Source organism: Streptomyces sp. NPDC085866 (assembly GCF_044541035.1).
Taxonomy (GTDB): Bacteria; Actinomycetota; Actinomycetes; order Streptomycetales; family Streptomycetaceae; genus Streptomyces.
This window is the reverse complement of sequence record NZ_JBITSQ010000028.1, coordinates 26,372-50,820: the sequence shown is the minus strand read 5'-3', so window position 1 is coordinate 50,820 and position 24,449 is coordinate 26,372. Positions and strand designations below refer to the sequence as shown.

At 72.4% G+C, this 24,449-nt stretch carries 23 protein-coding genes and 2 pseudogenes; 16 read left to right on the top strand and 9 right to left on the bottom strand.

The window, feature by feature from the left end:
- Positions 1-223: 223 nt before the first annotated feature.
- From ACIF83_RS43300 to ACIF83_RS43245, 12 genes and pseudogenes are all read left to right on the top strand, one after another.
- The gene (locus ACIF83_RS43300) at positions 224-1,741 is read left to right on the top strand and encodes a sugar ABC transporter ATP-binding protein (RefSeq protein WP_399735842.1); all 1,518 of its coding nucleotides are present in this window, start codon (positions 224-226) and stop codon (positions 1,739-1,741) included.
- Positions 1,738-2,778 carry an ABC transporter permease gene (locus ACIF83_RS43295; RefSeq protein ID WP_399735839.1) on the top strand — a complete coding sequence of 347 codons (1,041 nt, stop codon included), beginning with the start codon at positions 1,738-1,740 and terminating at the stop codon, positions 2,776-2,778. The genes ACIF83_RS43300 and ACIF83_RS43295 overlap by 4 nt, the downstream gene beginning before the upstream one ends.
- Positions 2,771-3,745: an ABC transporter permease gene (locus ACIF83_RS43290; RefSeq protein WP_393477629.1), complete on the top strand. Its 975-nt coding sequence runs from the start codon at positions 2,771-2,773 to the stop codon at positions 3,743-3,745. Before ACIF83_RS43295 ends, ACIF83_RS43290 begins: the two co-directional genes overlap by 8 nt.
- Positions 3,746-3,908: 163 nt before the next feature.
- Positions 3,909-4,988: a rhamnose ABC transporter substrate-binding protein gene (gene rhaS / locus ACIF83_RS43285; RefSeq protein ID WP_393477631.1), complete on the top strand. Its 1,080-nt coding sequence runs from the start codon at positions 3,909-3,911 to the stop codon at positions 4,986-4,988.
- Between the two features lie 17 nt (positions 4,989-5,005).
- Entirely contained in the window at positions 5,006-5,326 is a 321-nt protein-coding gene (locus ACIF83_RS43280) for an L-rhamnose mutarotase (protein WP_398140181.1), read from the top strand.
- A 17-nt stretch (positions 5,327-5,343) separates the two neighbouring features.
- Positions 5,344-6,756, top strand: coding sequence for a BNR repeat-containing protein (locus ACIF83_RS43275; protein WP_399735834.1), 1,413 nt, complete (start codon positions 5,344-5,346; stop codon positions 6,754-6,756).
- A 78-nt stretch (positions 6,757-6,834) separates the two neighbouring features.
- Positions 6,835-7,860 (top strand): LacI family DNA-binding transcriptional regulator, encoded by a 1,026-nt coding sequence (locus ACIF83_RS43270; RefSeq protein ID WP_393477637.1) that lies wholly within the window; start codon positions 6,835-6,837, stop codon positions 7,858-7,860.
- A gap of 98 nt (positions 7,861-7,958) precedes the next feature.
- The gene (locus ACIF83_RS43265; protein WP_393477639.1) at positions 7,959-9,260 is read left to right on the top strand and encodes an alpha/beta fold hydrolase; all 1,302 of its coding nucleotides are present in this window, start codon (positions 7,959-7,961) and stop codon (positions 9,258-9,260) included.
- Positions 9,261-9,266: 6 nt separating this feature from the next.
- Positions 9,267-10,410 (top strand): annotated as a pseudogene (locus ACIF83_RS43260) (diaminopropionate ammonia-lyase).
- Between the two features lie 42 nt (positions 10,411-10,452).
- Positions 10,453-10,957 (top strand): annotated as a pseudogene (locus ACIF83_RS43255) (PIG-L deacetylase family protein); the annotation flags it as partial.
- A 37-nt stretch (positions 10,958-10,994) separates the two neighbouring features.
- Complete coding sequence (gene sigJ / locus ACIF83_RS43250; protein ID WP_393477643.1) at positions 10,995-11,888, top strand: RNA polymerase sigma factor SigJ; 894 nt, start codon at positions 10,995-10,997, stop codon at positions 11,886-11,888.
- Positions 11,889-11,937: 49 nt separating this feature from the next.
- Positions 11,938-12,813, top strand: a complete 876-nt coding sequence (locus ACIF83_RS43245; RefSeq protein ID WP_399735829.1) for a pentapeptide repeat-containing protein — start codon at positions 11,938-11,940, stop codon at positions 12,811-12,813.
- On the opposite strand, the gene ACIF83_RS43240 is transcribed toward ACIF83_RS43245, so the two are convergent.
- Entirely contained in the window at positions 12,775-14,304 is a 1,530-nt protein-coding gene (locus ACIF83_RS43240; RefSeq protein WP_398140176.1) for a cytochrome P450, read from the bottom strand. The genes ACIF83_RS43245 and ACIF83_RS43240 overlap by 39 nt on opposite strands.
- A 121-nt stretch (positions 14,305-14,425) precedes the next feature.
- Between ACIF83_RS43240 and ACIF83_RS43235 the strand changes: the two genes are divergently transcribed.
- Together ACIF83_RS43235 and ACIF83_RS43230 are read left to right on the top strand one after the other, a co-directional pair.
- Positions 14,426-15,031 (top strand): TetR/AcrR family transcriptional regulator, encoded by a 606-nt coding sequence (locus ACIF83_RS43235; RefSeq protein ID WP_393477651.1) that lies wholly within the window; start codon positions 14,426-14,428, stop codon positions 15,029-15,031.
- An 81-nt stretch (positions 15,032-15,112) separates the two neighbouring features.
- Positions 15,113-15,841 (top strand): DUF2470 domain-containing protein, encoded by a 729-nt coding sequence (locus ACIF83_RS43230; RefSeq protein WP_398140175.1) that lies wholly within the window; start codon positions 15,113-15,115, stop codon positions 15,839-15,841.
- Positions 15,842-15,977: 136 nt separating this feature from the next.
- On the opposite strand, the gene ACIF83_RS43225 is transcribed toward ACIF83_RS43230, so the two are convergent.
- From ACIF83_RS43225 to ACIF83_RS43210, 4 genes are all read right to left on the bottom strand, one after another.
- Positions 15,978-17,129 (bottom strand): lactonase family protein, encoded by a 1,152-nt coding sequence (locus tag ACIF83_RS43225; RefSeq protein WP_399735824.1) that lies wholly within the window; start codon positions 17,127-17,129, stop codon positions 15,978-15,980.
- Positions 17,130-17,340: 211 nt separating this feature from the next.
- Positions 17,341-18,408, bottom strand: coding sequence for a hypothetical protein (locus tag ACIF83_RS43220; protein WP_398140173.1), 1,068 nt, complete (start codon positions 18,406-18,408; stop codon positions 17,341-17,343).
- 47 nt (positions 18,409-18,455) lie between these two features.
- Positions 18,456-19,709 carry an aromatic acid exporter family protein gene (locus ACIF83_RS43215; protein WP_398140172.1) on the bottom strand — a complete coding sequence of 418 codons (1,254 nt, stop codon included), beginning with the start codon at positions 19,707-19,709 and terminating at the stop codon, positions 18,456-18,458.
- A 344-nt stretch (positions 19,710-20,053) separates the two neighbouring features.
- Positions 20,054-20,632, bottom strand: coding sequence for a CGNR zinc finger domain-containing protein (locus ACIF83_RS43210; RefSeq protein WP_393477665.1), 579 nt, complete (start codon positions 20,630-20,632; stop codon positions 20,054-20,056).
- A gap of 123 nt (positions 20,633-20,755) precedes the next feature.
- On the opposite strand from ACIF83_RS43210, the gene ACIF83_RS43205 reads away from it, so the two are divergent.
- Positions 20,756-21,751: a zinc-binding alcohol dehydrogenase family protein gene (locus ACIF83_RS43205; protein WP_393477668.1), complete on the top strand. Its 996-nt coding sequence runs from the start codon at positions 20,756-20,758 to the stop codon at positions 21,749-21,751.
- Positions 21,752-21,814: 63 nt separating this feature from the next.
- Here the strand turns inward: ACIF83_RS43205 and ACIF83_RS43200 are convergent, their stop codons facing one another.
- The 4 genes from ACIF83_RS43200 to ACIF83_RS43185 all read right to left on the bottom strand — a co-directional run bounded on the left by ACIF83_RS43200 (position 21,815) and on the right by ACIF83_RS43185 (position 24,212).
- Positions 21,815-22,309, bottom strand: coding sequence for an FBP domain-containing protein (locus ACIF83_RS43200; protein WP_393477670.1), 495 nt, complete (start codon positions 22,307-22,309; stop codon positions 21,815-21,817).
- A 112-nt stretch (positions 22,310-22,421) separates the two neighbouring features.
- Entirely contained in the window at positions 22,422-23,066 is a 645-nt protein-coding gene (locus ACIF83_RS43195; RefSeq protein WP_393477673.1) for a PAS domain-containing protein, read from the bottom strand.
- Positions 23,067-23,142: 76 nt separating this feature from the next.
- A complete protein-coding gene (locus tag ACIF83_RS43190) occupies positions 23,143-23,856 on the bottom strand; it encodes a hypothetical protein (protein ID WP_399735817.1) in 714 nt (237 codons plus the stop codon).
- On the bottom strand, positions 23,763-24,212 hold the full coding sequence (locus tag ACIF83_RS43185; RefSeq protein WP_399735814.1) for a helix-turn-helix domain-containing protein: 450 nt from the start codon (positions 24,210-24,212) through the stop codon (positions 23,763-23,765). The genes ACIF83_RS43190 and ACIF83_RS43185 overlap by 94 nt, the downstream gene beginning before the upstream one ends.
- Here ACIF83_RS43185 and ACIF83_RS43180 point away from each other — a divergent pair.
- The gene (locus ACIF83_RS43180; RefSeq protein ID WP_398140167.1) at positions 24,211-24,393 is read left to right on the top strand and encodes a hypothetical protein; all 183 of its coding nucleotides are present in this window, start codon (positions 24,211-24,213) and stop codon (positions 24,391-24,393) included. The genes ACIF83_RS43185 and ACIF83_RS43180 overlap by 2 nt on opposite strands.
- Positions 24,394-24,449 lie beyond the last annotated feature (56 nt).

The window sequence follows — 24,449 nt, the reverse complement described above, 5'->3', positions numbered from 1 at the left end:
GTGTGAAACGATTCAGAACGGCAAGCTATGAGCCCTCCCCGGGGGTGTCAAGCGCTCCGGTCAACCCTGTTTCCCGTGACCCGGATGTGACCTTCGACTATCGAAATTTTTTCGACACGGACCCATTGACGTGACATGGCCGAGATGCCTAACGTCCCGGCAATCCAGTTGAAACCTTTCACGACGTCGTGGGGACCGCCGCGGGCGTCGTCGAGGAGCCTCCATGACCCACCCGCCTGACCCGGGACCGGCCCCGGTGCTGGCCCTGAGGGACGTGTCCAAGTCCTTCGGCGCCGTACGCGCCCTGCGCGACGTCTCCCTGGAGCTGTTTCCCGGCGAGGTGCACGCCCTCGCCGGCGAGAACGGCGCGGGCAAGTCGACCCTGATCAAGACGCTCGCCGGCGTGCACCGACCGGACGCCGGTCAGGTGCTGCTCGACGGCGAGCCCGTCGTCTTCCACGGCCCCGGTGACGCCCGCGACGCCGGTATCGCCGTGATCTACCAGGAACCGACCCTCTTCCCCGACCTGTCGATCGCCGAGAACATCTTCATGGGCCGCCAGCCCCGTCGGGCCCTCGGCCGGATCGACCACAAGGCCACGCACGCGGCCACCGCGGCGCTGATGCGGCGGCTCGGCGTGGACCTCGACCCCGACCGCCCGGCCCGTGGTCTGTCGATCGCCGACCAGCAGATCGTGGAGATCGCCAAGGCCCTCTCCTTCGACGCCCGCGTCCTGATCATGGACGAGCCCACGGCCGCCCTGACCGGCAGCGAGGTCGCCCGCCTCTTCGGTGTCGTGAGCACCCTGCGCGAACAGGGCGCGGCCGTCCTGTTCATCTCCCACCGGCTGGAGGAGATCTTCCAGATCTGCCGGCGGGTGACCACGCTGCGGGACGGGGCCTGGATCGCCGGCGAGCCCCTGGACGGCATGACCGAGGACGACCTGGTCCGCCGCATGGTCGGCCGCGACCTGGACGAGCTGTACCCCAAGCAGGACGTCACGCCCGGCCAAGTCGCCCTGAGCGTGCGCCGGCTGACCCGCGAGGGAGTCTTCACCGATATCTCCTTCGAGGTCCGGCGCGGCGAGATCGTCGGCCTCGCCGGGCTCGTCGGTGCGGGTCGCACCGAGGTCGCCCGCGCGGTCTTCGGCGTCGACCGCTGGGACGCGGGGGAGGTCGAGGTCGACGGCCGCAGGCTCACCAACGGCGCGCCCTCCACCGCGATGGCCGCCGGACTCGCCCTGGTCCCCGAGGACCGGCGCGCGCAGGGCCTGGTGATGGACATGTCCATCGAACGCAACATCGGCCTCACCGGGCTCCGTACGACGGTGAAGGCCGGGCTGGTGGACCGTGGCGCCGAACGCAGCCGCTCCCTGGACTGGGCGGTGAAGCTCCAGGTGAAGTACGCCCGGATCGCCGACGCGGTCTCCACCCTCTCCGGCGGCAACCAGCAGAAGGTCGTCCTCGCGAAGTGGCTGGCCACCGGCCCGAAGGTACTGATCGTGGACGAGCCCACCCGCGGCATCGACGTCGGCACCAAGGCCGAGGTCCACCGGCTGCTGTCCCAGCTCGCCGCCGACGGGGTCGCCGTCCTGATGATCTCCTCCGATCTGCCCGAGGTCCTCGGCATGGCCGACCGCGTGCTCGTGATGCACGAGGGCCGGATCGCCGCCGAGATCCCCCGCTCCGAAGCCACCGAGGAAACCGTGATGGCCGCAGCCACCGGGAGGGCCGCCGCATGACGGTGACCGCGCCCGACCACGCACCGCCCGCCGAGGTGCCCAAGTCCAGCGGCACCCGTCTGGTCGACCGCGTCTTCAGGATGCGTGAACTCGCCATCCTGGTCGTCTTCCTGGTGATGATCGCCGTCACCCAGGCGGGCAACAGCGAGTTCCTGTCCGAGCAGGGCATCAAGGACCTGCTGCTCAACGCCACGATCCTGGTGCTGGTCGCCACCGGCCAGTCCCTGGTGGTGATCACGAGGAACGTCGACCTGTCCGTGGGCTCCACCCTCGGCATCAGCGCCTTCGCGGCCGGAACCTACCTCCACGGAGGCGGGAACCCCGTCGTCGCGATCGCCCTCGCCGTCCTGCTCGGCGTCGGCTTCGGCCTCCTCAACGGCCTGCTCGTCAGCCTGGGCCAGGTGCCCGCCCTCGTCGTCACCCTCGGCACCCTCTACATCATCCGCGGCATCGACTCGATCTGGGTGGGCTCCCGGCAGATCACCGCGGCAGATCTCCCCGGCGGATTCGTGGACTTCGGCTCCGGCGGACTCTCGGCGATCCCCTGGCTGTCCCTGATCGCCCTCGCCGTGGTCGTCGCCACCGCCTACTACCTCAGACACTTCGGCAGCGGGCGTGAGCTGTACGCCCTCGGCTCCAACCCGGAGGCCGCCCGCCTCGCCGGCATCCCCGTCCGCAAACGGATCCTGGCCGCCTACACCATCTGCGGCGCCCTCGCCGGACTCGCCGGCGCCCTGTACCTGGCCCGGTTCGGCAACGTCGACTCCGGCACCGGCAACGGCTACGAACTCACCGTCGTCAGCGCGGTCGTGGTCGGCGGCGTCGCCTTCACCGGCGGCTCCGGCAGCGTCTACGGCGCCGCCCTCGGCGGACTGCTGCTCACCTCGATCAACAGCGTGCTTCCCGCCCTCGGCGTCAGCTCCGTCTGGGTGCTCGCCATCAACGGCGTCCTGCTGCTGCTCGCCATCGCCGTCGACCGGATCGTAGCCCTGCGGGTCGCCGCCGCCCTGAAGAAGAGGAAGGCCCGCCATGCCTGAGTCCCTGACACGCGCGGTCCGCTGGGACACGGTGGTCGGCGCACTCCTGATCGTCCTGTTGCTGCTGTCGTTCGGCACGGTCGACGGCTTCGGGAACGCCCTGAACCTGTCGTTCCTGATCGGCAACACGCTGCCGATCGCCCTGATCGCACTGCCGATGACCCTTCTGGTGGTGGCCGGAGAGATCGACCTGTCCGTGGCCTCGACGGCCGGCCTGGCGGGCGCGGTGATGGGCAGGCTGTGGAACGAGGGCATGGCCATCGAGACGATCATCCCGATCTGTCTCCTGCTCGGCGTGGTGTGCGGGCTGGTCAACGGCCTCCTCGTCACCCGGCTCGGGCTGCCCTCCCTCGCCGTCACCATCGGTACCCTTGCCGCCTACCGGGGCATCGCGCAGATCGTGCTCGGCTCGGACGCGGTGACCGACTTTCCCACGCAGTACCTGGACTTCGCGGCCGGACGTCTGGGGGACACCTTCCTCCCGCAGGCCTTCCTGCCCTTCCTCGTGCTGCTCGCGATCGCCGTGGTCGTCCTGCACGCCACGCCGTTCGGGCGGTCGCTGTTCGCGATCGGCGCGAGCGAGGAGGCGGCGCGGTTCGCCGGCATCCGAGTCAAGAGGCACAAGTTGATCCTCTTCACGGTGACCGGGCTGATGGCCTCTCTCACCGGCATCTTCTGGGCGCTTCACTACGCCAGCGCGCGGTACGACAACGCCACGGGGCTCGAACTTTCCGTCGTCGCGGCTGTGCTGCTCGGCGGTATCGACTTCGACGGGGGCAAGGGCACGTTGGGCGGTGCGATCGCGGGGGTGTTTCTGCTCGGTGCGCTGCAGAACGTGATGAGCCTGCTGAATGTCTCCGCGCAGTCGCAGATTGTTGTGACCGGTGTGCTGCTTGTCGTGTCCGTGCTCGGGCCTCGGATCGCCCGGCAGATTTCTGTCGCTAGGGCAGCCAGTTCAGCTGGATAGCCCGTTCGCACGCTGCGGGCCCGTTGTGGCTGGTCGCTCCCCCAAGTTCTCGGCTTCGCTCGAACAGGGGGGACCCCCATCGCGGCGGAGCCGCAAATGAACACAGTCCCGCGCCCCTTTGGGGGCGCGTCTCCCTCACCCTCGTATCAAAGGACCCCATGCCATGCGCAAGTCAGCTCTTCGCCGCTCCGGCGCCGTCCTCGCCGCGGCCACCTCCTTCGCGCTCGCCCTCACCGCCTGCGGCGGCACCACCAAGAACGACGTCAAGGACGACAACACCTCCGCCGCCTCCGCCGGCAAGGCCGATCCGAACGCGGCCACCAAGAAGGGGCTGACCGTCGGCTTCCTGCCCAAGCAGGTCAACAACCCGTACTTCACCACCTCCGACAAGGGCGGCGAGAAGGCCCTCGCCGAACTCGGCTCCAAGTACAAGGAGGTGGGCCCGAGCAGCGCCACCGACACCTCCGGACAGGTGAGTTACGTCAACACACTCACGCAGCAGCAGGTGAACGCGATCGCCGTGTCCGCGCAGGACCCGGGGGCGCTGTGCACCGCGCTCAAGCAGGCCATGAGCAACGGCATCAAGGTCGTCACCTACGACTCCGACACCAACCCCGGCTGCCGCAACGCCTTCGTCTCGCAGGCGTCCGCCGAGGACCTGGGCCGTACCGAGGTGCAGCTGCTGGCCGAGCAGATCGGGTACAAGGGCGAGATCGCGGTCCTGTCCGCCGCGCAGACCGCGACGAACCAGAACACCTGGATCGGCTACATGAAGGACGAGCTGAAGGACCCCAAGTACAAGAACATCAAGCTGGTCAAGATCGCCTACGGCAACGACGACGCCCAGCAGTCCTTCCAGCAGACCCAGGGCCTGCTGCAGGAGCACCCGAACCTGAAGGGGATCATCTCGCCGACCACCGTCGGCATCAAGGCGGCCGCGCAGTACCTGTCCGGCTCCAAGTACAAGGGCAAGGTCGAGCTGACCGGCCTCGGCACGCCCAACGACATGCGCAAGTACGTCAAGAACGGCACCGTCGACGCCTTCGAGCTGTGGGACCCGGCCAAGCTCGGAGACCTCGCCGCCCGCACCGCCGTCGCCCTGGTGTCCGGGCAGATCAGCGGCAAGGAGGGCGAGACCTTCAAGGCCGGCGGCACCACGTACACCATCGGCAAGGACGGCGTGATCAACCTGGGCAAGCCCACCGTGTTCGACGCCAAGAACATCGATCAGTTCAACTTCTAGTGAACGAGGGGCTGTTGATGCAGCGCGTCTGCTTCCTGCTGAAGGTCCGGGCGGACCGGCTCGACGAGTACCGCGAGCGGCACGCCGCCGTCTGGCCGAAGATGCTCGACGCCCTGCGGGCGACCGGCTGGCACAACTACTCGCTCTTCCTGCGCGAGGACGGCCTGCTCGTCGGCTACCTGGAGACCGAGGACTTCGCCGCCGCCCAGGCCGGCATGGCGGCCACCGACATCAACGCCCGTTGGCAGGCGGAGATGGCGCCGTTCTTCGAGTCGTCGGACGGCGCCCGGCCCGACGAGGCCATGAAACCACTCACCGAAGTGTTCCACCTGGCCTGACCCCTGGAGTCCCGCTGATGAGAAGACGCACCGTGCCGGCGACCGCCCTCCTGGCCGCCGTGGCGGCCCCCGGCACCGCGAACGCGGCCGACCCCGGCCCGTCCGTCACCAAGCAGGGCACCACTCGACTCGACGGCCGGGCCGTCCACTTCGTCTCCTACGACGGCCTGGTCAACAACAACTCCTTCCAGAAGAACGGCCTGCTGACCTACCAGGGCTACCAGTACGCCGCCTGGTACACCGCGACCCGCAACGCCGTCGTCGCCCGCCGGGTCCTCGGCGGCGACACCTGGTCGACCGTCACCCTGTCCCACACCCTCAAGAGCGACGACTCCCACAACGTCATCTCCATGGGCGTCTCGAAGACCGACGGCCGTCTCCACGTCACCATGGACTCCCACAGCGACGGCTTCTTCTACGTCAAGTCGGTCGCCGGACTCCTCGACGACCCCGCGTCCACGTCCTGGACCCCGGCCGTTTTCGGTGCCGTACGGACGACCCTCGACGGGCTCGCGCTCACCCCGCAGTTCACCTACCCCCAGTTCGTCTCCACGCCCGAGGGAAGGCTCCAGCTCAGCTACCGGGTCGGCGTCTCCGGCAACGGTCGTAACGCCCTTGCCGAGTACGACGGTTCGGCCTGGACCGCGCTGGGGGAGTGGACCAGCTCCACCGGTACCTACTCCACCGCGCACGGCTCCAGCACCGCCCGCAACATGTACCTGCACGGCATCGACTACGACACGAGCGGCCGGCTGCACGCCTTCTTCACCTGGCGCGAGCAGAACGCCGCCGTGATGTGCAACAGCGGCGGCATCACCAACCACGACACCGGCTACGTCCACTCCACCGACCGCGGCCGCACCTGGCGCAACGACGCGGGCACGGTCGTGGGCACCACCGGAACCTCGGACACGGTCGCCGTCGGCGACCCCGGACTCGTCGTCGACTCCCTGGACCCGGACCACTCCCTGATGAACCAGGAGAGCCAGGCAACCGACTCGGCCGGTCTGCCGCACGCGATCATCAGCTACGTCCCCGGCCGCTTCGGCCAGTGCGCCACGAACTACGTCGGCGACCGCACCGCGAACGGCCGTGCCTTCCACCTCCGCAAGAACTCCTCCGGCAGCTGGCAGAAGACCGAGATCCCCGTCGCGCTGAACTCCAGCCAGCGCACCAAGCTGGTCCTGGACAGGTACGACAACGCCTACGCGATCTTCCCGTACGGCCGGATCGCCGGTGCCTCCAAGTCCTCCGGGCACACGGACTGGGCGCTGCTGTACGACGGCGGCGACCTGAAAGCGTTCGGGGAGGTCGTGATCGACGAGATGCGCGTGCGGGCGGACAACGTGCTGTCCTTCATGTACCAGGAGAAGTCGAGCGGCACCACCCCCTCGCCCCTGCATGTCGTGGACTTCGCACTCCCCGCATGACCGGTCTGTTCTGGGCGGCGATGACGGTAATGTGAAGGCCTCCCCGCCGCCCCTCGTTTCCCTGGAGGTCCCTGCCCGATGGCCCAGTCGGTGGGTATCAAGGACGTCGCCCGCGCCGCCGGAGTGTCGGTGGGCACGGTGTCGAACGTCATCAACCGCCCGGACACCGTCGCCAGCGAGACCCGGGCCCGGGTGCTGTCCGCGATCGACCGGCTCGGCTACGTCCGCAGTGAGTCCGCGCGCCAGCTGCGCGCGGGCCGCAGCCGGATCATGGGCCTGCTCGTCCTCGACATGGGCAACCCCTTCTTCGTGGACGTCGCACGTGGGGCCGAGCGGGCCGCACGTGAGGCCGGGGTCGGCGTGATGGTCTGCAACAGCGCGCAGAACGCGGCCGAGGAGGCCGAGTACCTCTCCCTCTTCGCCGAGCAGCGGGTGCGCGGTGTCCTGCTCACCCCGGCCGACGCCACCGGCCGCAACATCGAGGCCTTCCGCCGGCACGGCATTCCGTTCGTGCTGGTCGACCGGGTCGCCGAGGGCACCACCGAGTGCTCGGTCTCCGTGGACGACGTGGCGGGCGGCGCCCTCGCCGTCCGCCACCTGGTCGACGCCGGGCACCGCTCCATCGCCTACGTCAGCGGGCCGCCCGGACTCAACCAGGTCCGCGACCGCCGCACCGGCGCGCTGAACGCCCTCGCCGAGGCCGGGCTCGGCCCGGACGCACTGCGCGAGCTGCCCACCGAGCGGCTCGACGTGGCCGCGGGCCGGGACGCGGGCGCCCGCCTGCTCGGCCTCGCCGACCGGCCCACGGCCGTCTTCTGCGCCAACGACCTGCTCGCGCTCGGTGTCCTGCAGGCCATGTACGCGGCGGGCGTCACCGTGCCGGACGACCTCGCGATCGTCGGCTACGACGACATCGAGTTCGCCGCCGCGGCCGCCGTACCGCTGACCTCCGTACGGCAGCCCGCCGTCACCATGGGCACCCTCGCCGCCGAGCTGCTGCTGGAGGAGACCGAGACCGAGGGCGGAGCCGGCGCGCATGAACACCGGCGCGTGGTGCTCCAGCCGGAGCTGGTGGTGCGCCGCTCGAGCCTGGCCGCCCGCTGACCGGAAGTTCAGTAACGATCCATGATCCCGGGGCTCGGCTCAGCGCCGTCCATGTGCTGAACTGGGACGCGTCCGACCCATCCGTCCCGGGAGACCCGTTGAGCATCAGTTACCGCCAGCCCGGCGTCGTCCTCACCGACCGTCACTTCACCGTGCCCCTCGACCACGGCGACCCCGACGGCGAGACCATCGAGCTGTACGCCCGGGAGGCCGTCGCCAGTGACAAGGCGGGCCAGGACCTGCCCTGGCTGCTGTATCTGCAGGGCGGGCCCGGCTTCGGGGCGAACCGTTTCATCGGACGGCAGGCCTGGCTCGACCGCGCGCTCAAGGACCACCGCGTCCTCCTGCTCGACCAGCGCGGCACCGGCCGATCCACACCCGCCACCCGGCAGACGCTTCCGCTGCGCGGCGGCCCCGCCGAGCAGGCCGGCTACCTCACCCGCTTCCGCGCCGACTCGATCGTCCGCGACTGCGAGGCCATTCGCGCCGAGGTGGCGGGCGGCGCCCCCTGGACCGTGCTCGGCCAGAGCTTCGGCGGCTTCTGCACGGTGTCGTACCTCTCGCTGGCCCCCGAGGGGCTCAGCACCGCCGTCGTCACCGGCGGACTGCCGTCCCTCGACGCCCACGCCGACGACGTCTACCGGGCCGCCTACCCGCGCATCGAACGCAAGGTCGCCGCGCACTACGCCCGTTACCCCCAGGACGTGGAGCGGGCCCGCCGCATCGCCGACCACCTCCTCACTCATGACGTCGTGCTGCCGGGCGGCTACCGCCTCACCGTGGAGGCGTTCCAGTCCCTGGGCCTGATGCTCGGCGCGAGCGACGGCAGCCACCGGCTGCACTACCTCCTGGAGGACGCCTTCGTCCGCACTCCCGGCGGCTTCGACCTGTCCGACGCCTTCCAGGAAGCAGTCCAGGGTCTGCTGTCGTATGCGGGGCACCCGCTGTACGCCCTCGTCCACGAGGCGATCTACGGCCAGGACAGCCGACCCACCGCCTGGGCCGCCGAGCGGGTCCGCGCGGAGTTCCCGCAGTTCGACGCGGCCAAGGCGATCGCCGGCGACGCCCCGGTGCTGTTCACGGGCGAGACGGTCCACCCCTGGATGTTCGACACCGACCCGGCCCTGCGCCCGCTGCGCGAGACCGCCGAACTGCTCGCCGCCCGCACCGACTGGCAGCCGCTGTACGACCCCGCCCGCCTCGCCGCCAACGAGGTCCCGGTCGCCGCGGCGATCTACCACGACGACATGTACGTGGACACCGCCCACTCCCTGCAGACCGCCCGGGGCATCCGCGGCCTGCGCACCTGGGTCACCGACGAGTTCGAGCACGACGGCCTGCGCGCCGGAGCACCCCGGGTCCTGGACCGGCTGCTCGCACTGACCCGCGACGAGGTGTGAGGCGGGGTGCGGCACAACGCGTCCTCCCCGAGGGCTCTGCCGTGGTCCGCGCGGCCGGCCGCCCGGTCCTGGACCTGCCCGCCGGCCCCCGTTGGGGTGCGCGACTTCCATGCCTCGCTGCCCGCCTACGCCCCCACGCCGCTGACCGAACTCCCCTCCCTGGCTGCCGAGTTGGGGGTCGGGCGGGTCTTCGTGAAGGACGAGTCGTGCCGCCTGGGCCTGCCCGCCTTCAAGGCGCTGGGCGCGTCCTGGGCGGTGCACCGCGTGCTGGCGCAGCGGGCGGCCGAGGATCCGGGCGCGGGGCCGGTCACGCTGGTCAGCGCCACGGACGGCAACCACGGGCGTGCCGTGGCCCGGATGGCGCGGCTGCTCGAGCAGCGTGCGCACATCGTCGTCCCCCGGGGTGTCCATCCGGACGCCGTGGCGGCCATCGCCGCCGAGGGCGCGGAGACCACCCAGGTGCAGGGCCCCTACGACGAGGCCGTGCGCCGGGCGGCCGAGGTGGCCGTCGCCGCGGACGCGGTCCTGGTCCAGGACACCGCCTGGCCGGGCTACGAGCGGATACCCGGCTGGATCGTCGAGGGCTACTCCACCCTCTGCCTTGAGATCGACGAGCAGTTGGCCGCCGCCGGAGCGCCGACGCCCGGGCTCGTCGCCGTCCCGGTGGGCGTGGGCTCCCTGGCCCAGGCCGTCGTCACGCACTACCGCAGCCGTCCGGCCCGGCCGGCTCCGGCCCTGCTGTCCGTCGAGCCGGAGGCCGCGGCCTGCGTCCTGCGTCCTGGAGAGTCTCACCCGGGGCGCACCCGTCGGCGTCACCACCGGTGAGACCACCATGGCAGGGCTGAACTGTGGCACACCGTCCAGCATCGCCTGGCCCTTCCTGGAAGCCGGCCTGGACGCCGCCGTCGCCGTCACCGACGCCGACAGTGCCCGCGCGGCGGCCGATCTCGCCGAACTCGGTGTCTCCTCGGGCCCCTGCGGGGCCGCCGCCCTGGCCGGTGTCCGGGCGGCGCTCACCGGGGAGGGCGCCGAAGGACGCCGTACCGCACTGGGCCTCGGCCCGGCCTCCGTGGCCGTCCTGCTGTGCACCGAGGGCGCGTCCGCCAACCCGCACACCGCCGCCGTGCCCTCCGCGAGAAGCCCACGCTGAAAAAGGAGTTGCGACACCGGCCCGGCCGCATAGTCTGCGGCCATGAGCGAGCCGAAGATCACCCAGCTCCGGCCCCTGCCCGACGACCGGCAGCGTGCCCTCGCGGTGGTCGCGCACCCCGACGACCGGGAGTACGGATGCTCGTCCGCGGTCGCCGCCCGGACCGACGCCGGCCGCGAGGTCGCCCATGTCCTGGCCGGCCGCGGCGAGGCGGGCTTCGACACGCTCGACCTCGCCGTCTGCGGTCCGTTGCGCGAGCGCGGGCAGCGGGCGAGCGCGGTCGTCGTCGGCGTCACCACCGTGGAGGTCTCGGCCACCGGGACGGCGTCATCGAGCCGCCGGTTCCAGCAGCCCCGCGCACGCCGTGGACGCGACGGTCGGTCCGAGGCGCGCGGTTGGCTCCCTGCTGGAACACCGCACCTGCACAGAGTCGTTGACCGAGCAGGACCCGGAGAGATACGTCCGTGACGTCCTGACCGAGGTGACCACCGCCACCCGGGAGCGCTTCGGCGGGAAGCGGGCGGTGGCCTTCGAACTGTTCCACCGACAGCCGAGCCGACGAACCACCACCGAACGGGGACCCCATGAACGGCACCGACCTCCTCGCCGACCGCTTCGAGGAGCACCGCGGGCAACTGCGCGCGGTGGCCTACCGGATGCTCGGCTCGCTGGCCGAGGCGGAGGACGCGGTCCAGGAGGCGTGGCTGCGGCTCGGCCGCAGCGACGCGGACGAGATCAGGAACCTGGGCGGCTGGCTGACCACGGTCGTCGGCCGGGTCTGCCTGGACATGCTGCGCTCGCGCACCGCCCGCCGCGAGGAGCCGATGGACGACACGTTCGTCCCCGACCCGGTGGTCCGCCCGCTGTCCCAGGTGGATCCGGAGGCGGAGGTGCTGGAGGCGGACTCGGTCGGGCTCGCCCTGCTCGTCGTCCTGGAGACCCTGGACCCGGCCGAGCGGCTGGCGTTCGTCCTGCACGACATGTTCGCCGTGCCCTTCGACGACATCGCCGCGATCGTGGAGCGCACCCCGGCCGCCACCCGGCAGCTGGCCAGCCGGGCCCGCCGCCGGGTGCAGGGCGCGACCCCCGCGGTCGACCCGGATCTCGGCCGCCAGCGGCAGGTGGTCGATGCCTGGCTGGCCGCCTCGCGCGGCGGCGACTTCGACGCGCTCCTCGCCCTGCTCCACCCGGACGCGACGCTGCGCGCCGACGCAGGCGCCCTGGTGCGCGGAGCGGCCGCGTCCAAGGCCGTGCACGGGGCGCGGACGGTCGCCGAACAGGCCGCGATGTTCTCCCGGTTGGCGGTGTACGCCCGCCCGGCGCTGGTCAACGGCGCGGTGGGCCTGGTCACCGCGCCCGAGGGACGGCCCGTGTCGGTCACGGCGTTCACGATCGTCGACGGACGGATCACCGGCCTGTACATTCTCGCCGACCCCGAGCGCATCGCCGGGCTGGGCCTGCCCGCGCTGGAGGGGTGACCCCACCGCCGTGGTCAGGACAGTTCCGCAGGTCAGTAGGCTGGACGGTATGCCGGATCAGACCAACGACCGCTCCGCCCTGCGCGGCGACTGCGCCCAGTGCTTCGGGCTGTGCTGCGTCGCCCTGCCCTTCGCGGCCTCCGCGGACTTCGCCCTCGACAAGCCCGCGGGCAAGCCCTGCCCCAACCTCCAGGGCGACCACCGCTGCGGTATCCACGCGGACCTGCGGAACAAGGGCTTCACCGGCTGCACGGTCTACGACTGCTTCGGCGCGGGGCAGAAGGTCTCGCAGATCACCTTCGGCGGGCAGGACTGGCGTACGGGCTCGAAGGAGCACGCCCGCCGGATGTTCGACGTGTTCCCGGTCGTGCGCCAGCTGCACGAACTGCTCTGGTACCTGACCGAGGCACTGGGCCTCGACGCCGCCCGGCCGGTCGACGCCGATCTGCGCCGGGCGCTGGCGGAGACCGAGCGGCTCACCCGGCATACCCCCGAGGAGCTGGCCGCGCTGGACGTGGCCGCCCACCGGCAGGAGGTCAACGTGCTCCTGCTCCGCACCAGCGAACTGGTCCGGGCGAGCGTCACCGACGGCAAGGGTGGCAAGGGCGACAAGGGGAGCAAGGGCAAGAAGGGCAAGGGGAAGGACCGGCGGGGCGCCGACCTCATCGGGGCCCGGCTCAGCGGCGCGGACCTGCGCGGTGCCAGCCTGCGCGGTGCCTACCTCATCGCCGCCGACCTCACGGGCGCCGACCTGCGCGGAGCCGACATGATCGGCGCCGACCTGCGCGACGCCGACCTGACCGACGCGGACCTCACCGGCGCCTTCTTCCTCACCCAGCCGCAGCTGAACGCGGCCCGGGGCAGCGCCGGCACCAGGCTGCCGGAGTCACTCACCCGCCCCGTGCACTGGGCAGCGGCCGGCTGACCCCGAGCCGTCGTCCGGGACCGTGACCGCTGTGGCCGCGGCGGGCACGGGGGCGGTGCGGCGCTCCAGGTGCATCCGCAGGCCCTCCGGCATCAGCGTCAGACGCTCGGTGACCCGGAGCCGGTAGTCCGGGTCCGGCCGGAGTTCGTAGCGGCGCAGCAGCAGGCCGAGGACGAGGGTCGCCTCGTGCAGGGCGAACTGGCGGCCGATACAGGCCCGGGCGCCGGTCCCGAACGGCTTGAAGGTGTGCGGGGGACGGGCGCGTACGGCGGCGGCGTCGAACCGGTCCGGGTCGAACCGCTCGGGGTCCTCGCCCCACACCTCCGGGTCGCGGTGCAGCATCGGCAGCAGCACCAGCGCCCAGGCGCCGCGCCGCATCGGATGCTCCCCGGCCAGCACCGTGTCCTGCCGGGCCTCCCGGGCGTAGCCGGGCGCGGTCGGCCACAGCCGCAGCGACTCGTCCAGCACCCGGCGGACGTAGCGCAGCTTGGCGACCTGGTCGTAGCCGGGCTCCGGGGTGTCGCCCCAGACGCGGTCCACCTCGGCGCGGGCCCGGGCGGCGACCTCCGGGTGCCGGGCCAGGTAGTACAGGGCGAAGGAGAGTGCGCCCGAGGTGGTCTCGTGGCCCGCCACCAGGAACGTGATCACCTGCTTGCGGACGTTCTCCGCCGACAGCCGCTCCCCGGTCTCGGGGTGGGCCGTCGCCAGCATGCGGTCCAGCAGGTCCCCGTCCCCGCCGCCCGAGCGGCGCCGGGCCGCCACCAGTTCGTCGACCGTGCGGTCGAGGTGGGCGATGTCGGCCGCGTTGCGCCGGGAGGCACCGCGCAGCAGCAGCGGCGCCAGCGGCGCGGGCACGCTGTTGAGCCGTTGGGCGTAACTGAGCGTGCCCACCATCGCCGACACGAAGGGGTGCGGCCGGTCCCGTTCGAAGGAGCCGAAGTCGTGCCCGAACCCGGTGCGCGAGATCGTCTCCAGGGTCAGCTTGGTCATGTCGCCGGGCACGTCCACCGCCCGCCCGGCCGCCAGCTCCCGGTCCCAGTGGCCGGTCAGCCGCTCGGCGACGGCCAGCATCATGCCGTGGTAGCCCTCCATGGCCTCCCGGGTGAAGCCCGGCGCGAGGACGTCGTGGGCCAGCTGCCAGTTCGGCTCGTGGTTGTACGCCGTGAACAGGCCGTCGCCGGCGACCGGACGCAGATTGGCGATCCCGAGGCCCACATGCTTGGCGAACCGGGACTCGTCGGCGAGATCGGCCACCAGGCGTGAGCCCCACAGGAACACGAACTCGTTCCCGAACGCCCGGCGCCGGAAGATCGGGCCCAGTTCGCGCCCGAAGCGCATCGAGTCCTGCACGGGCCGGCGCCGGTCGACACCCAGCACATCGCCGGCCAGCGGCACCCGGCGCGGCGGATGCGGGATGCGGTGCAGCTCCGGCCAGCCCTGCTCGGCACCCCGGAACCCCTTGGGCAGCCCGGTCTCCCTCGTCCCCGCCATGACGCGATCTCCCTTGATCCAGCGGATGGTCGAACCTGTGACGCGCGCGTGTTGTACGTGAGTTCAATAACAGCTTTCAGTGTGGTCCGCTTGTTGAACTCGCGTCAAGTAAAGTGACGCCATGGCCGCGAACCAGGGGGAGCGAGCCCGGCGCAGACTCAGCACCGAGGAACGCCGTGAGCAGCTGTTGTCGGTCGGGGCGAGGCTGTTCTCGGAGAGTCCCTACGACGACGTGTGGATCGAGCAGGTCGCCGAGATCGCCGGAGTCTCCCGCGGGCTGCTGTACCACTACTTCCCGACCAAGCGGGACTTCTTCGCCGCGGTCGTGGAGCGCGAGAGCGAGCGGATGCTGCGCATGACGGCGGCGGTCCCAGGGGTGCCGGTGCGCGAGCAGCTGGGCGCCGGCCTCGACGCCTATCTCGGCTACGTCGAGGCCCACGCCCACGGCTTCCGTGCCTTCCACCGTGCCGACGCGGCCGGTGACCAGGCCGTGCGCCGCGTCTACCAGCGGGCCCTCGCCGCCCAGGAGCAGCAGATCCTCGCCGCGCTGGCGGTGGACCCCGAGTTCGGTCCCGTCCTCGACGGCGCCCCGCACGTGCGTCTGGCCGTACGCGGCTGGCTCGCCTTCACCACGGCCGTGTGCCTGGAATGGCTGCGCGACGGCGGGCTGACCCGGGACCAGGTGCGCGACCTGTGTGCGCGCGCCCTGCTGGGTGTCCTCGCGTAACTCCCCGTCTGTGCCGCACGTGGTTGGCGTGCGCCCGGATCTTCGATAAGTTAGGCAAGGCTTACCTAAGGAGGTCTCGGGATGGGTGACACGCAGGACTGGGCGGCCGGACCCGGTGCGGCGGAGCGGGCGCGGTCGGTGCTCGCCGCCGCGTGGTCGTGCGGGGTGACCGCGGACGGTGCCCGCGAGGAGTACGTCGGCGCGCACTCCGTGACCGAGGGCGGCGGGGTGCTGCTCGACGTGCCCGAGGACAGCTCCCTGCTCGCGGCCGCGCTCTGCGCCCCGCGCGGGGGGCCGTCGGCCGTGCTGGAGTTCGCCGACGTGGCCCCCGTCCCGGTACGGCAGCGCATCCGCTCCAGGCTGTGGCTGGCCGGCTGGTTCGCCCCTGCCGACGACGGCTCGCTGCTCTTCCGGCCCACGCGGGTGGTGCTGCGGCAGCCGTCCGGTGCCGTGCTCGTCGACCTCGACGAGTTCGCCGCCGCCCGGCCCGACCCACTGGCCCTCGCCGAGGCCCGGCTGCTGACCCACCTCGCCGACGCCCACCCGGACGCCGTCGAACGGCTCACCCGGCTCGTGCGGCCCGAGAGCCTGCACGCCGCGACCCGGGTGACGCCCCTCGCCGTCGACCGGCACGGCCTCACTCTGCGTATCGAACGCACCCGCGCCCAGGGCGACGTACGCCTGACGTTCCACACACCCGCCGACGACGTCACGCAGCTCACCGAACGCATGCACGCACTACTGGCCCAGGCGGGCGCCGCGGCCTGCCCGCGTGCGCTGCAGCGGCAGCGTGCGGAGGGCGACAGGTGAGGCGAACGATCGGCGCGTGAGGGGCGGTTCGCCCCGTTCGGCGGCCACGCGAAAGGCGCCGGCCGGTGACGCGAACGGCTCGTCCGTCAGGCGCGGCTCACGCCTTCGGGCAGCCACGGCCCGCCTCGGTGCGCCGCTACAGCGGCAACGCGCAGACGGCGACCGGTGACGCGAACGGCTCGCCCGTCAGGCGTAGTTCGCCGCTCTTCGCGTCCACATGGAAGACGCTGACCGTGCCGGAGCGCTGGTTCGCCGCGAACAGCAACCGGCCGTCCGGTGAGAAGGCGATCTGGCGGGGGAAGTCCCCGGCCACCGGCACCGTGCCGAGCAGCCGCAGCCGGGCGCCGTCCGCCTCGACGGCATACCGCGCGATGCTGTTGTGGCCGCGGTTGGCGAGGAAGGCGTACGAGCCGTTCGCGGTCACCAGGATCTGTGCCGGGTAGTTGGTGCCGGAGTCCGAGCCCGTGGGCTGCGGGTCGCCGATGGTCAGGAGCCCGGTGGCCGGGTCGTAGGCGCAGACGGCGACGGTGTCGTCCACCTCGTTGGCCAGGTAGGCGTACCGGCCGCCGGGATGGAAGGTCAGATGGCGCGGGCCCGCGCCCGGCCGGGTGCGCGCCCGGGCCGCCTCGGTGAGCGTGCCCTTGGTCTGGTCGAGGCGGTAGGAGTAGACGGTGTCGGTGCCGAGATCGACGGCGAGGACATGACCGCCGTCGGGGCTGGTGATGAACTGGTGTGCGTGCGGGCCCTGTTGGCCCGGGCCGGGTGCCGGGGCGGTGTGCGTGACCAGGTCGGTGCGCTCGCCGAGAGTGCCCGAGGCGTCGATGGGGTGCACGGCGACGCTGCCCGACCCGTAGTTGGCGCTCAGCAGCCAGCGGCCGCCCGGGTGGACCGACAGGTGGCAGGGGCCCGCCCCGCCCGTGCTCCGGCTGCCGAGATTCCGCCGGTCGGCGACGCGTACGGCGGTGACCGCGCCGTCCTCGCGCTCGTCGACCGCGTACAGCGTGCGGCCGTCCGGATGCAGCGCCAGATACGACGGGTCGGGTACTCCGGTGATCGTCCCCGAGCCGGTGATCCGGCCCGACACCGGGTCGTAGGTGGCCAGTCCGATCCCGGTGCCGCCGCCCGCGACGGAGGTGTAGGTGCCCAGGTGGAGCGGGTGGGGGCGGGGGTCCTTCCGGGGCGGACGAGCGGCCGGCCGCGTCGCCGGTACCTCGGCTGCCGCCGGTGTGCCGTCCGCCGGCGGGGCCGCCGGAGAGGGCAACGCCACCACGGCGGCCGTGCCCGCCACCGCTCCGACGAACCGGCGCCTGGTCCAGCTCCCCCCGAGCTCTCGGCTTCGCTCGAGCAGGGGGGACCCCCGTCGCGTCGCCCGCGCGTCCCTGTCCATCCCGCACCTCAGGTCATCGGTTGCCCCGCTCGTGACAGTCACCTTGGCGTGGATCCATCGTCGAAGGCAAGAACGGCAACAGGTGTTGCGCAGAATGCAATGCCTGCCCCGGCTACCACTCCCCGTCCTCGACCGGCTTGCCCGGCGCGTCCTTCAGCGGTGTCACCTGGCCCGGGTGCGGCTCCTGCCAGGGGTCCAGGTCGTCCCCGAGCCAGTCGCCGACCGGCTTGACGCCCTCCAGGGCCTCCGTGGGAGCGAGGTCCTCGGCGTCCTCGTCGTAGTAGTCGAACCAGGGCAGCCCCGCGCTCGTGTAGGCCGCCCGGTCCACCGGTGACGGCGGCGGCGCCTCGCCCGTGATGCGGCGCCACTCCGGGGGCGTGACCAGGTGGACGAACACCCGTCCGGAGGGAGTCCCGGCCCAGTCCGTGAGCGGCCGGTCGTCCTCGTAGACCTCTTGGCGCATCGAGCCGCCGACACCCAGGCCCATGGCCGCCGCGCGCCGCGGGGGCGCGGCGGCCGGCCCGCCGGGCGCGGCCGGGGCGGAGGGCGGCGGCAGGGGGCCGCCGGGTGCGGCGGCGGCCATGGGGAGCGGCGGGCCGTAGCCGCGGATCTTCCCGGACGCCCGCGCCTTCCGCTCCCGCTCCAGTCGTCGCCACTCACCCAGGGCCTCGTCCGTCAGCGCGAACGACTGCAGCTGGACGCCACCCCACACCTCCTCGCCGGTGACCTGCCCCTCCACGGTCGCGCCGAGACCGAGCGGCACGGCGACGAACTGGCGGACCGTCCCCTTGCCCGAGTTGATGCCGTCCAGCCAGGGCTGGCGGGGCAGCACCAGGTAGTTCTGCGGGTCACGGGAGAGCCGGTCGCGCCACGGTTTACCGGAGACGGCGCACACCTTGCCCACGCCGACCTGAAGGGCGGCCGGCTCCTTCGTGCCGGCGAAACTCAGCCACATCGCCTCGCGCAGATACACCGGCAGCATCACGCCGCCGCGCGCCCGCCACTCCCCGGGGACCCGGTCGGCGTAGTCGGACACCCGCCTGACCGGGAACTCGCCGAGCCCCGGCGGCAGTGGGTGCGTGCCCGTCTCCGGCAGTCGCAGCGTGCGGATGAACCGCACAGCCACCCCGCCGGGCAGTCGAAGCGTGTTCCCGTCGATCCGTACCCCGGTGTCGGCCACAGGCCTGCTCCTTCGCCCTTCGGTGCCGGCCCCGCCCCGGCGTTCCCTCACCGAGAACGCCCGCTGACTCCCGTTCGGTTCCGCCACAGCTCCTCCTGGACGCCGAGGCGCTCGCGCAGCCGGTTCATCCTCGGCAGCTTGGCCCGGTGCTCCCGGGACACCCGGTCCAGCTCCTCCAGCAGACGCCGGGTGCGGTGCTCGGTGTCGAGTTCGTCGATGATCCGGTTCACCTCGGTCAGTACGGCGCCCATCAGGTGCCAGTTCGTCGAGTCCTCGCCGATCTCCTCCCGGAGCAGCTCGGCGAGCCGGTCGCGGGTGGCGGCCGCGGTGGTCAGCTCGGCCGCCAGGCGCGCCTCCGCCGACTCGGCGTTCTCGCTCAGGTGGGTGGTCACCAGCACCGCGAAGCTGACCACGGCGTCGGCGATCTCGGACAGCAGTTGTTCCACGGTCGCCCCGACCCGGGACGGGAACAGCTCCTCGGAGCCGCGGGTCTTCGCCAGGTCCGTGAAGGTACGGGCCAGTACCCGCAGCACGACCGTGGAGATCTCCAGCGTGTCCAGTCCGGTGCGCAGCACCACCCGGTGCAGCAGGCCCTCCTTGACGCGCGGATTGAGCCGCAGGCTGTCCTCGGCCTGCCGCAGCGCCGCGTCCACCCGGACGATGTCGTGGTCCAGCCGGCGGGCTTCGTGCAGCCGCTCGGCCGCCTGCTCCCAGGGGGTGCGGCCCGCGGCCTCCTCGCCCATCCGGAGCATCAACTGCCGTAGCCGGCGCGCCAGACCCTCGATCGACTGGCCCGCCTCGTCCACCCAGACCGGGGGCGGGAGCAGCAGGTTGCAGGCCATGCCGACGACCGCGCCGATCAGCGTCTCCACGATCCGGGCCCAGGCGGTGAAGCCGACGGTGGTGACCCCGAGCACCAGCATGGCGCTGATCGCCACCTCGGCCACGTACTCGTCGACGCGCACCAGGTGCCCGACGGTCAGCGAGGCCACGATCAGCAGCGCGAGGCTCCACCAGGTCAGCCCCACCAGCAGGCTGAACGCGATCGCGACCAGCACCCCGGCCACCACCGAGTTCACCCGGCGGATGCCGTTGGTGAGCGTGGCGTAGAAGGTGACCTGGACGACCAGCAGGGCGGTCAGGGGTGCGGTCAGCGGGGCCGGCTCGGGGCTCAGGCGCAGCGCGATGACGTAGGCGATCGTGGCCGCGGCGGCCGACCGCAGCGTCTGGACGACCACCGGTTCTCCGCGGCGTCCCACCAGGCGCAGGAGTGGCTCGCTCCACTTGCGTACGTCGTGCATCCCTTGGCCTGTTCCCATTCCGGAGGTGGGTCGAACGTGATCGGTAGAGGACCGGATCTGTCCGCAACGACTTCTACATTGATCCCTCCGGCCAAGGGAAGACGTGCGGGAAAACCCCATCGGATCGGCCCTGGCCCCGCTCGTCTCCCTCCCCGCCGTACCGCAGACCACGTCCGCGAGCAGCGGCACCATGGTGCCGCTGTCCGCCCACGACGCCGGCTCGCCTCACCTGCCCGCGCCTGGCTGGAGCGGGCCCGGCCGACCCGCAGCATCGGCACCGACCACCCGGACGAAGGCCCCCACGGCATCGCGCCGGCCCGCGGCCATGACGTGCTGATCCACCCTCACCGCGTCGAGGCGGCCCGGTTGCGCGAACGGTAGCCGGCGACCTTCGCGAGGTTGCCGCACCGTTCCATCGAGCACCAGCGCCGCCGCCGGGCCTGGGAGTCGTCGAGGAACAGCAGCGAGCAGTCCGGGTTCCCGCACTCCTTGACGCGCTCCAGCAGTGGGCCGCCGACCAGCAGGACGGCGTCCCGGGCCACGGTCGCCAGGGCGGCGCGCACCGGGTGGCGCGCCGTCCAGGGCCGAGGGCCCAGCTGGGGCGCGAGATCCGGCCGGGCCGCCGCCTCGTTGACCAGCTGCACATCGCCCGCGTCCGGCTCCTGCCCGGCCATCGCCGACCGTACGACGCGGTACACCGCCTCGCGCAGGGCGCGGGCCTCGGTCAGGTCGCGCGACGCGACCGGGAGCGGGCCGTCCTCCGTGGCCAGCCCCGCCTCCGTGATCCAGCGGCTCAGGGCGCCGGGATCGGGGATCCGCTCCAGGGGCGTCGCGTGCCGTCTGCCGAGCGTCGCGACGAAGTCCAGGCAGGGGCGGCCGCCGAGGAAGGGGAAGGCGAGGGCCGGGTCGGATGGCTGGGTCATGTGGGCAGCCTACCTCGCGACACTGCTTCAGGAGGTGACTTGACACTGGATGAACAGGTGTCGCATCGTGACACCAGTTCATGCGGTGTCAGGCAGATGTTGTGCGAATGAGGACGGTGCGGGATGCGTGCGGTGCGGATCGAGGAGTTCGGCGGGCCCGAGGTACTGGTGCCGGTGGAGGTTCCCGACCCGGTGGCCGGGCCCGGGCAGGTGCTGGTGCGGATCGAGGCCGCGGGGGTGAACCGCGCGGACGCGCTGGTCCGGGCCGGTGCCTACCACCGGGCCGGGCGGCCCCCGCTGATCCCCGGCGTGGAGGCGGCCGGGACGGTGGCGGCGGTCGGCGAGGGGGTGAGCGGGTTCGAGGTCGGACAGCGGGTGATGGCACTCGACGGCATCGACTCACCCGGCTTCTACGCGGAGTCGGCTGCCGTGGCCGCCACGCGGGTCACGGTGCTGCCCGACGGCGTGGACCCGACCGAGGCGGCGGCCCTGCCCGTCGCGTGGCTCTCCGCCTGGTACTGCCTGCGCCGTCTGGCCCGGGTCGCCAAGGGGGAGACGGTCGTGGTCAAGGCCGCCGCGAGCGGCGTCGGTACCGCGGCGGTGCAGATCGCCGCCGAGGCCGGCGCCCGGGTGGTCGCCCTCGCCGGATCGGCCGAAAAGGCCGCGTGGGCGGGGGAGTTCGGGGCGGCCGAGGTCGTCGACACCTCCCGGCACGCCGACGAGGCCGAGGTCGAGGAAGTGCTGCGGCTCACCGGCGGGCGCGGCGGCGACGTCGTCCTCGACACCGTGGGCGGCCGGGCCTTCGGGCGGAGCCTGCGCGAGACGGCGCACGGCGGCCGGGTCGTCTCCCTCGCCAACGTCGCCCTGGAGCCCAGCACCGTCGACACTCGCGACTTCTACCCGAAGAACATCGCGATCCTGGGCTTCCAGCTCACCAACCTGCAGATCCACGGCTGGGATCCGCGCCCCGACCTGCGCGAGCTGGCCGAGCGGGTGGCCGCGGGCACCTACCGGGTGCCGGTCGAGACCGTACTGCCCCTGGCCGAGGCGCGCGCCGCGCACGAGCGGCTGGAGAGCCGCGGCAACCGGGGCAAGATCGTGCTCACCCCGGGTGGCTGACCGGGCCCCGGGGGCGTCGGGCGCGGAGCTCGCCGACGTCAGGCGTAGAGGGCCCTGGGGGCGTCAGGCGTAGAGCTTGTCGACGAAGGCGGACAGGTTGCCCGTCGTGCGGGCGATCTGCTCCTCCAGGGTCAGGCTCTCCTCGAACCGGCTCCCCGACTCCGGCGCCTTCTTCCCGCGCACGTACAGCGAGCACGCCAGGTCCGTGCACATGTACACCCCGACCGAGTTGCCCTCGCGTCCCGCCGCCCCCGCCTTCCGGGCGGTCATCAGCGACACCCCGCCGCCGGGATGCGTGGTCAGGCACACCGAACACATGCTGCGGTGCAGGAACCCGCGCCGCGAGGCCGGGAAGCGCAGCGCGACACCCACGGGCCTGCCCTCCCGCTCGGTGACCAGATAACTGCGGTCGGGCGCCCCGGGATCCCGCCAGCCGAGGAAGTCCAGGTCGTCCCAGGGCTGTTCACCGAGGTCGCGTGGGACCGCCAGGCGCTTGGCGTCGCCCTTGGAGCAGTTGATGAACGAGTTGCGGATGTCCTGCTCGGTGAGGGACTTCATGGGAGGCCTTCCGGGTTCGATGCCATGAACCTAGAGGGTCTAGGTTCATGGCTAGCCTAGGCAGCCGGAGGGAGGGTGGGCGAATGGTTTTCCGGGCGGCCGGTGTCACCCCCTAATCCGCCTCGGCGACCCTCGCCTCCGGCGGCCACACCCCCGACGGGAGCACACCCAAGGCGTAGGCGCGGGCGACCAGTTCGGTGCGGTTGGACGCGCCCCAACGGGCCGACAGACGGCGCAGGTGGTAGGTGACGCCGTCCTTGCTCAGGCCCAGCTCGCGCGCCGCCCGGGTCGTGGTGGCACCCCCGGCCAGGAGCGCCAGTACCTGGCCTTCCACCGGGGTGACCGGCGGCGGCTCCGGCTCGCGGTGCGCCTCGCGCTCGCCCCGGACCCGCAGCATCACGAGCAGGGCCGGCGTCTCGTCCACGCTGTCGCTCACCGGGTCCGCCGTCAGCTCGCCGTACCGCTCGGCCCCGCCGGGGGAGCGCCAGCACACCGACACCTGATAGCGCGACCGGTGCCGCAGTCGCAGCGCCTCGGCGATCCGGTCGACCTGCGTGGCCTCCTGCGGCCGGAAAAGCTCCAGCACGGCCCGGCCCCGCAGCCGCCCCGGTGTCGTACCGCACTCGGCGGCCATCGCCGGGTTGGCAAGTCCGACCCGGCCGTGCACGTCGCAGACCGCGACCGGTACGGAGACCCGGTCGAAGAGGGTCAGCGCACGGTTGCGCCACACCACGGCCTCGATCCGGCCCAGGTCCATCCGCACCTCCCGGATCCGTCACCTGCACCGCCGCCTGCCATCAAAGAGGAAGACGCAGGTCAGAGGCAACCTGAAGTCAGCGCCAGGCGCGTTCCACCTCCATGAACTCGTCGGCGTACGCGCCCGGTGGCAGCGCCTCGCGCAGGGGTGGCAGGTCGCAGGGACGCAGGAGGTCGAAAGCGCTTGGGGGAAGCGCCCGGAGCACCTCGGGTGCGCGGGCGGCCAGCCAGTCGCACAGGCCGAGGTCGGCAGCGGCACGCAGGAGGGCGACGAGGGCGTCGGGGTGGCGGGCGCCGGCCTGGGGGACGTCAAGGGCGTCGAGGAGGTCATCGAGATGCTCCCGGGCCGACGTGCCCTGTGGCATGCCGCACCACACCCAGGCGCTGCTGGAGCGCGCGGCCCGGGCGAGGCCCAGCAGGGCCGTCAGCGGGGAGTCCTGCTGCCGGGCGAGCAGCTCCGTGATCCGGGCCAGCAGCGGGGTCAGTTCCGGGTCGTGCCGCCCGACGGTCTCGTGCACACAGTCCATGAGGATGTGCCGTGCCGCCGGGCCGACCGGGCCCCGCTCCTCGAGATGACGGCACAGGCGCCTCATCACGGAGGCCACGGCCTCGTCCGGCAACGAGGGTATTTCGTGCACCAGTTGACGGCTCAACGCCTCAGGGAAAGCCGGCACGTCGTTCCGCGACAGCTTGCCGATCAGGTCCAGGCAGGTGTCGTAGACGTCGACCGACCCGGCCGGGCTGTACTGCCCGGCGGTACGGCCGCGCCGGGGCCCCGCCGCTTCGCGCACAGTGCGAGGATCCGCCGGACCACCTCCCACTCCGGAACCCTCCGCCGTCGCCCGTTGAGCAGCTCCGAGACCGAGGCGCCGCTCAGGTCGAGCACGGAGGCGATCTCCGTCTGCGGCACCCGGCACGCCCGCACGAGTCGGTGCAGCTCTGCCCAGAAGTCCGCGACGGGACCCGCCGGTGGTGCGGTCAACTCCCCACTCCTTCGGTGTGGTTCGGCGGACTCCCCGAAGCGTACGGCCCGACCTGCGCCTTTCGCCGGGAGTTCGGCGTGCCTCGGAGCCCGGCCACGCCGACGCCACGCGCGGCCAAGCTCGTACGGCACCCAGCCGACCGCCCGCCACGAAGGATCCACCATGCCGCTCCAGCCGTTCCCCCTGACCGCCGTACCCGCCCTGCTCGCGGCCCTGGCCTTCGCCGCGCTCTACGCGGGCGTCGTCCTGCCCGCCGTGTGGTCCCGGAAGCCGGCCCGCCGCAATGCGGCGCTGAAGGTGCTCACCCAGCTCCTCGCGGCCCTGTGCCGCCGGCGCGGGCGGTGAGGCATCCAGGGCCGCGGCCCGTGCGCAAGCCCCCGCCGTCACTTTCCACTGCACGA

What these genes read in the sequence shown, in the direction of transcription:
- ACIF83_RS43300 (WP_399735842.1), top strand. Translation starts at nt 224, where the DNA reads ATGACCCACCCGCCTGACCCGGGACCGGCCCCGGTGCTGGCCCTGAGG.
- ACIF83_RS43295 (WP_399735839.1), top strand. Translation starts at nt 1,738, where the DNA reads ATGACGGTGACCGCGCCCGACCACGCACCGCCCGCCGAGGTGCCCAAG.
- ACIF83_RS43290 (WP_393477629.1), top strand. Translation starts at nt 2,771, where the DNA reads ATGCCTGAGTCCCTGACACGCGCGGTCCGCTGGGACACGGTGGTCGGC.
- rhaS (WP_393477631.1), top strand. Translation starts at nt 3,909, where the DNA reads ATGCGCAAGTCAGCTCTTCGCCGCTCCGGCGCCGTCCTCGCCGCGGCC.
- ACIF83_RS43280 (WP_398140181.1), top strand. Translation starts at nt 5,006, where the DNA reads ATGCAGCGCGTCTGCTTCCTGCTGAAGGTCCGGGCGGACCGGCTCGAC.
- ACIF83_RS43275 (WP_399735834.1), top strand. Translation starts at nt 5,344, where the DNA reads ATGAGAAGACGCACCGTGCCGGCGACCGCCCTCCTGGCCGCCGTGGCG.
- ACIF83_RS43270 (WP_393477637.1), top strand. Translation starts at nt 6,835, where the DNA reads ATGGCCCAGTCGGTGGGTATCAAGGACGTCGCCCGCGCCGCCGGAGTG.
- sigJ (WP_393477643.1), top strand. Translation starts at nt 10,995, where the DNA reads ATGAACGGCACCGACCTCCTCGCCGACCGCTTCGAGGAGCACCGCGGG.
- ACIF83_RS43245 (WP_399735829.1), top strand. Translation starts at nt 11,938, where the DNA reads ATGCCGGATCAGACCAACGACCGCTCCGCCCTGCGCGGCGACTGCGCC.
- ACIF83_RS43240 (WP_398140176.1), bottom strand. Translation starts at nt 14,304, where the DNA reads ATGGCGGGGACGAGGGAGACCGGGCTGCCCAAGGGGTTCCGGGGTGCC.
- ACIF83_RS43235 (WP_393477651.1), top strand. Translation starts at nt 14,426, where the DNA reads ATGGCCGCGAACCAGGGGGAGCGAGCCCGGCGCAGACTCAGCACCGAG.
- ACIF83_RS43230 (WP_398140175.1), top strand. Translation starts at nt 15,113, where the DNA reads ATGGGTGACACGCAGGACTGGGCGGCCGGACCCGGTGCGGCGGAGCGG.
- ACIF83_RS43215 (WP_398140172.1), bottom strand. Translation starts at nt 19,709, where the DNA reads ATGCACGACGTACGCAAGTGGAGCGAGCCACTCCTGCGCCTGGTGGGA.
- ACIF83_RS43210 (WP_393477665.1), bottom strand. Translation starts at nt 20,632, where the DNA reads ATGACCCAGCCATCCGACCCGGCCCTCGCCTTCCCCTTCCTCGGCGGC.
- ACIF83_RS43205 (WP_393477668.1), top strand. Translation starts at nt 20,756, where the DNA reads ATGCGTGCGGTGCGGATCGAGGAGTTCGGCGGGCCCGAGGTACTGGTG.
- ACIF83_RS43200 (WP_393477670.1), bottom strand. Translation starts at nt 22,309, where the DNA reads ATGAAGTCCCTCACCGAGCAGGACATCCGCAACTCGTTCATCAACTGC.
- ACIF83_RS43195 (WP_393477673.1), bottom strand. Translation starts at nt 23,066, where the DNA reads ATGGACCTGGGCCGGATCGAGGCCGTGGTGTGGCGCAACCGTGCGCTG.
- ACIF83_RS43180 (WP_398140167.1), top strand. Translation starts at nt 24,211, where the DNA reads ATGCCGCTCCAGCCGTTCCCCCTGACCGCCGTACCCGCCCTGCTCGCG.
- ACIF83_RS43185 (WP_399735814.1), bottom strand. Translation starts at nt 24,212, where the DNA reads ATGGTGGATCCTTCGTGGCGGGCGGTCGGCTGGGTGCCGTACGAGCTT.